A 6479-nucleotide genomic window follows, 5' to 3' on the forward strand; every position below is an offset into this window, starting at 1 on the left:
CGACCTCTATGACGACAAGGCCTATCACAACCTCGAAACGCAGCTGACCGGCTCGAAATACGCTCAGGTCATGGTGCCGATCGTGGACAGCCTCACCGGCATTTCGATGGCGACCGTGATTGTCGTGGGCGGTTCTCTGGTCCTCAACGGTTCGTTGCAGGTCGGCGTCATCGTTGCGTTCCTGTTCTATATCCAACGCTTCTTCGACCCGATCCGGTCGCTGACCATGCAATATTCGATCATGCAGCGCGCCATGACCTCGGGCCGCCGCATCACTGAAGTGCTCGACCTGCCGGTGACCATTACCGACAAGCCCGATGCACTGACGCTGACCGGCGACATGGATGGCTCGGTGGCCTTCCACGACGTCGTCTTTGGTTACGATTCCAACCGGCCCGTGCTCAAGCACGTGTCCTTCCGGGTCAATCCCGGTGAGACGGTCGCGCTTGTGGGGCCCACGGGTTCGGGCAAGACCAGCGCCATGTCGCTCGTCCATCGCTTCTATGAAGTGCAGGGCGGTGCCGTGCTGGTCGGCGGACATGACGTACGCAATGTCACGCAGGAATCGCTTGGCGAGCAGGTCGCCATGGTGCTGCAGGAGCCGTTCCTGTTCACCGGAACAGTGTTCGACAATATCCGCTACAACAAGGCCTCGGCGACGCGTGAAGACGTCATTGCGGCCGCCAAGGCAGTGGGTGCGCATGAGTTCATCGAGCGCCTCCCGGGCGGTTACGACAGCCGGCTCGAACAGCGCGGGTCGAACCTGTCACTGGGGCAACGCCAGCTCCTGAGCTTTGCTCGCGCGCTGGTGGCCGATGCGAAGATTCTCGTGCTCGACGAGGCGACCGCGAACATCGACAGCTATACCGAGCGGCAGATCCAGAAGGCGCTCGAAATCCTGCTCAAGGGCCGCACGGGCCTTGTCATCGCGCACCGCCTCGCCACCATCCGTGGGGCGGATCGGATCATCGTGCTGCAGAACGGGGAGAAGATCGAAGAGGGTAATCACGACCAGCTCATGGAACTGGCCGGGCTCTACTCGCGCCTCTACAACATGAACTATGCCAGCTTCGACGATATTCCGGACGATCTGGTGGCAGCAGCCAACGCCAGGGCAGCGAGCACTTGAGGCTCATTGCCCAGCCAAACAAAAGGCGCCCGTTGGGCGCCTTTTTCATATCCGCAGATTACATCCGGCGGGCCGTGCCATCGACGGTCTTGCCATACTTGCCGGCATAGACGCGGGCCGGAACCGGCAGGCGTGAGACGATCCAGCTGACCATCAGCGGCACGAGGATGATGTCATCGACCCAGCCCAAAACCGGAATGAAATCGGGCACGATGTCGAACGGGTTGAACAGATAGAAGGCGGTGAACAGCGTCGCTGCCTTCAGGTAAAACGGCGTCTCGGCAGCCCAGAAAGCCTTCCAGAGCTGCACGACTTCCTTGCGAAACAGAATGAGGCGGGGGAGGAGCTTGTTCATCATGCCTAGTAAATGGCCCCGCCGGCATCTGGTTCAAGGGTTGGGCGATCACGATCGTGCGTCTTGTTCGATATTGGGCTCAGGGCGCCGGGCCGATATGGCCGGAGAGAAAAATCAGCGCCTCGCCAAGCTTGTCGCGCCATAGATCCCAGCTGTGATCGCCGTCATAGACGCGGAAGGCTACCGGCGCGCTGTCGGCCATCAGCGTTTCATAGAGCGCGATGGAGCCGCGCCAAAGCTTGTGGCTGTCGTGATCGCCGACCATCAGATAGATGGCGGGCATGCTTTCCTGGCTGCGCACCGTATCGGCGAGAAGCGTGAAGACGTTTTCGGCATTGAAGCGGCGGGGATCGAAGGGAGTGCCGAAGGCGCCGGAAAAGTGCGGACCGGCGGGCGGCAGGTCAACGCCCGTCGTCAGCGTGTCCTGATCGGCCCAGTGGAAATAGGTGCTGTCGATGATGACGTCGATGTCCTCGGGCGGCTTGTCGAGGTCGTCCTCGGGCACATTCTCCCAGATGGCGGGCGACAGGGCGGCGATAGCGGCATAGAGATCGGGGTGGCCGATGCCGAGCCGCAGGGCGCCGGCACCGCCCATGGAGAGCCCGGCGATGAGGCGGCCGGCCTTGTCCTTGCGGGTGGGGAAATCGGCCTAGATCTTCTGACGCAGGTCTTCGGTGATCGCGGTTTCGATGTCGTCGGTGCCGCCAGCGGCGCGGGTGTTCACATACCAGTTATTGCCCGCGGCTGGCATCACCACCAGCATGGGCTCGACCTTGCCGTCGGCAATGAGGCCATCAAGGGTCGGTTGCAGATTGCCGGCCACCAGCCAATCGCCCTGATTGCCGCCGAGGCCGTGCAGCAGATAGACGACGGGCCAGCCGCCCGCAGGTGGAGCGCCGTCAGGGCGATAGACATTGACCGCCATGGGTTGGTCGGTCGAGGGCAGGGCGTAGCTTTCGGCGATGATGGTGCTTGCCCATGCCGGGTGCGACATAAGCAGCACGAAAAGAACGGGAAGGAGCGTCCGAGCGTGCATTCTGGCTATCTCTCCGCCATGGACATGCAGCGACAATATTGCGCCGCTATCCTGTCCGCCTTATGTGTCGTTGAGCAATCTTTAAGGTGATCCTATGGCCGGTCCAGCGCCGCGCAGGCAATCGGTGGGCGTCAATGTCGGTGGTGTGATGGTCGGGGGCGGCGCGCCCGTGGTCGTCCAGTCCATGACCAATACCGATACGGCCGATATCGACGCGACCGTGAAACAGGTCATGCAGCTGGCGCGCGCCGGCTCGGAAATCGTGCGCATCACCGTCGATCGCGACGAGAGCGCGGCGGCCGTGCCTGTTATTCGCGATCGTCTCGCCTTCATGGGCTACGACGTGCCGCTGGTCGGCGATTTTCACTACATTGGCCATAAGCTTCTTACCGACCATCCGGCCTGCGCCGAGGCGCTGGCGAAATATCGCATCAATCCGGGCAATGTCGGGTTCAAGGCGAAGCGCGATACGCAGTTCGCCACGCTGATCGAGATTGCCAACAAGTACAACAAGCCGGTGCGCATCGGGGTCAATTGGGGTTCGCTCGACGAAGAGTTGCTCACCAAGCTGATGGACGAGAACGCCGTGTCCGACGCGCCGATTTCGGCGGCGGCGGTGCAGCGCGAGGCCATCATCCAGTCGGCGCTGCTTTCTGCCGCGCGCGCTGAAGAATTGGGTATGCGCCGCGACCAGATCCTGCTCTCGACCAAGGTGTCGGATGTGCAGCATCTCATCGCCGTCTATCAGGACCTTGCCGCACGCTGCGACTATGCGTTGCATCTGGGGCTGACCGAGGCGGGCATGGGGTCGAAGGGCATTGTCGCTTCGTCGGCGGCGCTGGGCATCCTGTTGCAGCAGGGCATTGGCGACACGATCCGCATTTCGCTAACGCCGGAACCAGGTGGTGATCGCACGACCGAGGTGAAGGTTGCGCAGGAATTGTTGCAGACCATGGGTTTCCGCCAGTTCCTGCCGGTGGTGGCGGCTTGCCCGGGTTGTGGTCGCACGACATCGACGACCTTCCAGACCCTCGCCAAGGATATTCAGGACCATCTCAATGTCTCGATGCCGGAATGGCGCGAGCGCTATCCGGGCGTCGAGACGCTGTCGGTGGCGGTGATGGGCTGCATCGTCAACGGGCCGGGCGAGAGCAAGCACGCCAATATCGGCATTTCGCTGCCTGGCACGGGCGAGACGCCGGCGGCGCCGGTCTTTGTCGATGGCGCGAAGGTCGCAACGCTGCGCGGAGCGGATGTGGCGGACCAGTTCAAGGTGATGGTGGCGGACTACATCGAGCGGAAATTCGGCACCGGCAAGCAGAACGCCGCGGAATGAACGAGCGCAATACTCGCCGCATTTTCTGGCTCGCCATACTGATCCTGGTGCTCGGTACGCTCAAGCTCACCGGGCATCTGGGATAGAGGCATGACCAGCTGGACGCGCATGGAAGACGCAGACAAGCTGAGGGCGGTCCGCCTCGTTCACACCATCATCTATGTCGTGATGGCGCTGTCCACCTTTGCTCTGGTTTTCGCCGGGATCAGCGGGCAGAAGGGCCCATGGCTGTTCGTCCCCATTGCCCTTCTGGCCATCGAAGTGGTGGTGTTTGTCGGCAACGGCTTCAAATGTCCGCTGACGGCGCTGGCTGTTCGCTATGGCGCCGTCCGCGGCTATGCTTTCGATACCTACTTCCCCGAAAGCGTCATGCGGCACACGTTCTGGTTTTTCACCAGCCTCATGGTCCTGGGTTTGGGCTTGCTCGGCCTGCGCTGGGCTGGTGCGCTGGCCTGAGGTTATCTCAGGTCAGGCGGCCTCGTTCTTCCATTCCGGCAACGGGAATACTCGGTCATAGGCCCAATTGAAGACGAAAGCGTAGGCCATGTAGAAGAGGGCCAGCGCGATATCCATCACCAGCGCCTGCCAGAGCGAAATCTGCAGGTACCAGGCGACGAGCGGCAGCATGATCATCAAGAGGCCCAGCTCGAATAGCACGGCGTGGGCGACGCGGATGGGCGTCGTCTTGGCGGTGCCACCGGTGAAGCGCTGCATTAGGTGGTCGAAGCCCAGGTTGTAGATGTAGTTCCAGACCATGGCGACAGTGGCGCTGGCTACGACGACCACAGCGGAATCCCCGCCAGGCAGATGGAAGGCGAAGGCCGCCAGCGGGGTTGCAATAATGATGCCGATGACTTCGAAACTGACGGCGTGACGGATACGGTCGGCGGTGGTCCGCATGGGACACTCCCTGGGTTTCGGGTCGTCCCGAACGTGGAACCCATGATGGGGGAGGTCGTCCTCGCTTGGCCTTGGATATAAGATTTTCCCCGATTTCGGGCAAGGCTCAGGGGGCATTTCCGATATGAGTGGGGTGCAGGGCAAAGACGCCAGCCCGCACGGGCGCTGCCCCACCCATGTCTGGCACGGCATATTCGGCGAGAAACTCGAGGCGGTCGAGCGGCAGGTCGCGGCGGAAGGGATCGCCGACGATAACCTGGCTTTCTGCCGCCGCCGCGGTGAGAAGCGGCAGGGTGTTGCGGGTTACTGCAGCGTCATAGAAAACGTCGCCGGCGAGGATGATGTCGACCTCTGGTAGGTCCGGCTCCGTCCATGGCGAGAGGCTAACGCCGTTGGCCTCCGCGTTGAGCATCATTGCTGTAAGGGCGATGGGGTCGGGCTCGATGGCCCAGATTTTTGCGGCACCCGCGCGTGCAGCCGCGATGCCGACAAGGCCGGAGCCGGCGCCGAAATCGAGCACGGTCCTCCCGGCGACGGTTTCGGGATGATCCTCAAGATAGCGCGCCAGCACGGCGCCGCCGGCCCAGGCATAGGCCCAGTAAGGCGGGTCATCGGCGCGGCCATTCTGGGCCAGAAAGGCGATCAGTCCGCTTTGCGGTGTGGGGCGATAAAGGGAAATATAGGGACGGAAGGGGAGTGGGGCCAGCGTCAGGCGCCGGCGGATGAACTCTTCGGGCGAAAGGTTCACTCCGGCAGCTGGCAAGCATCCACCCACTGGTTGCCGCAGAGATCGGCGAGGCGGTCGACCGTCAGCTTCACCGAGGCATGGGTATCGCCGCCGGCGGGGATGACGAAGTCATAGATCTTCAGCGATGCATCGAGATAAATCGGCAGCGGCGCAGGCAGGCCGAAGGGACAGACGCCGCCGACCTGGTGGCTGGTCAGCCGCAGCACGTCTTCGGCGCCCAGCATGCGCGGGCGGCCGCCAAAGGCCGATTTGGATTTCTGATTGTCGAGCCGGGCATCGCCGCGCGTTACCAGCAGCACTTCCTCGTCGCGGATGCGGATGCAGAGCGTCTTGGCGATCTGTCCGGGCTCGACGCCATGCACCTCGGCGGCCAATTGCACCGTGGCCGTGGAATCGTCGGTGACGAGGACGGCGAGATCGGGGGCTCGGGCAGCAAGGTCGTCGCGTACAGATGCAAGGCTCATGGAAAATATCTCAGAAAAGATCGGCCAGGCGGGTTTCGTATTTGAAGCGGGTTTTCTCGCGGATTGGCGTCGACACGGCCCGGCGCATGAAATCGAGCGGGATGTTCTTGACGACGTCGAAGGCCATGAGTTCGGAGACGGTGATGCGTTCGCCCTGATAAGGCGTCACGGCGATGTCCATGCCAGCGGTGACGCTGCCGGCCTTGAGCACACGACAATAGGCGCCTGGGCGGTTGGCGCGGTGGAAGCGCTTTACCCAGCGCATGTCGCCCATCTTGGCGGCAAAGGTCAGGCAGGGGGTGCGGTGATAGGTGACTTCCAGCAGGCAATCCCCGATCTGGTAACGATCCCCGATCGCCGCGTTCTGGCTGACGGGCCCCTCGATGACGAAGTTTTCGCCGAAAAGGCCCGGCGCAGGGACGTAGCCGAGTTCGCCTGCCCACCAGTCATAATCGCCCTTGAAATAGACATAGATGGCCTGGTCGAGCCCGCCATGGTGCTGGCGGTCGAG

General features: G+C 62.5%; 8 protein-coding genes and 1 pseudogene. 3 read left to right on the forward strand and 6 right to left on the reverse strand.

Features of this window, described 5'->3' with window-relative positions; translation table 11 throughout:
- On the forward strand, nucleotides 1-1129 hold a 1129-nt coding region (locus J0I64_RS21825), incomplete at its 5' end, for an ABC transporter ATP-binding protein (RefSeq protein ID WP_291412272.1).
- A gap of 58 nt (nucleotides 1130-1187) precedes the next feature.
- On the opposite strand, the gene J0I64_RS21830 is transcribed toward J0I64_RS21825, so the two are convergent.
- A complete protein-coding gene (locus tag J0I64_RS21830; RefSeq protein WP_291412274.1) occupies nucleotides 1188-1487 on the reverse strand; it encodes a DUF1232 domain-containing protein in 300 nt (99 codons plus the stop codon).
- Nucleotides 1488-1563: 76 nt separating this feature from the next.
- Nucleotides 1564-2520, reverse strand: a pseudogene (locus J0I64_RS21835) (alpha/beta hydrolase-fold protein).
- A gap of 94 nt (nucleotides 2521-2614) precedes the next feature.
- On the opposite strand from J0I64_RS21835, the gene ispG reads away from it, so the two are divergent.
- Both ispG and J0I64_RS21845 read left to right on the forward strand, forming a co-directional pair.
- Complete coding sequence (gene ispG, locus J0I64_RS21840) at nucleotides 2615-3856, forward strand: flavodoxin-dependent (E)-4-hydroxy-3-methylbut-2-enyl-diphosphate synthase (protein ID WP_291412276.1); 1242 nt, start codon at nucleotides 2615-2617, stop codon at nucleotides 3854-3856.
- 90 nt (nucleotides 3857-3946) lie between these two features.
- A complete protein-coding gene (locus J0I64_RS21845; protein ID WP_291412278.1) occupies nucleotides 3947-4312 on the forward strand; it encodes a hypothetical protein in 366 nt (121 codons plus the stop codon).
- A gap of 12 nt (nucleotides 4313-4324) precedes the next feature.
- On the opposite strand, the gene J0I64_RS21850 is transcribed toward J0I64_RS21845, so the two are convergent.
- The 4 genes from J0I64_RS21850 to J0I64_RS21865 form a co-directional block, all read right to left on the reverse strand.
- A complete protein-coding gene (locus J0I64_RS21850) occupies nucleotides 4325-4756 on the reverse strand; it encodes a PACE efflux transporter (RefSeq protein ID WP_291412280.1) in 432 nt (143 codons plus the stop codon).
- Nucleotides 4757-4862: 106 nt separating this feature from the next.
- Complete coding sequence (locus J0I64_RS21855) at nucleotides 4863-5519, reverse strand: methyltransferase (protein ID WP_291412282.1); 657 nt, start codon at nucleotides 5517-5519, stop codon at nucleotides 4863-4865.
- Complete coding sequence (locus tag J0I64_RS21860; RefSeq protein WP_291412284.1) at nucleotides 5501-5968, reverse strand: YbaK/EbsC family protein; 468 nt, start codon at nucleotides 5966-5968, stop codon at nucleotides 5501-5503. The genes J0I64_RS21855 and J0I64_RS21860 overlap by 19 nt, the downstream gene beginning before the upstream one ends.
- Before the next feature lie 10 nt (nucleotides 5969-5978).
- Nucleotides 5979-6479 (reverse strand): MOSC domain-containing protein (locus J0I64_RS21865; protein ID WP_291412286.1); only part of this gene is annotated, 501 nt, incomplete at its 5' end.

The sequence above is a fragment of the Devosia sp. genome (assembly GCF_017307565.1).
In the GTDB taxonomy this organism is placed as follows: domain Bacteria; phylum Pseudomonadota; class Alphaproteobacteria; order Rhizobiales; family Devosiaceae; genus Devosia.

Coding starts and splice junctions, on each gene's coding strand:
- J0I64_RS21850 (WP_291412280.1), bottom strand. CDS start 4,756: ATGCGGACCACCGCCGACCGTATCCGTCACGCCGTCAGTTTCGAAGTC.
- ispG (WP_291412276.1), top strand. CDS start 2,615: ATGGCCGGTCCAGCGCCGCGCAGGCAATCGGTGGGCGTCAATGTCGGT.
- J0I64_RS21860 (WP_291412284.1), bottom strand. CDS start 5,968: ATGAGCCTTGCATCTGTACGCGACGACCTTGCTGCCCGAGCCCCCGAT.
- J0I64_RS21845 (WP_291412278.1), top strand. CDS start 3,947: ATGACCAGCTGGACGCGCATGGAAGACGCAGACAAGCTGAGGGCGGTC.
- J0I64_RS21830 (WP_291412274.1), bottom strand. CDS start 1,487: ATGATGAACAAGCTCCTCCCCCGCCTCATTCTGTTTCGCAAGGAAGTC.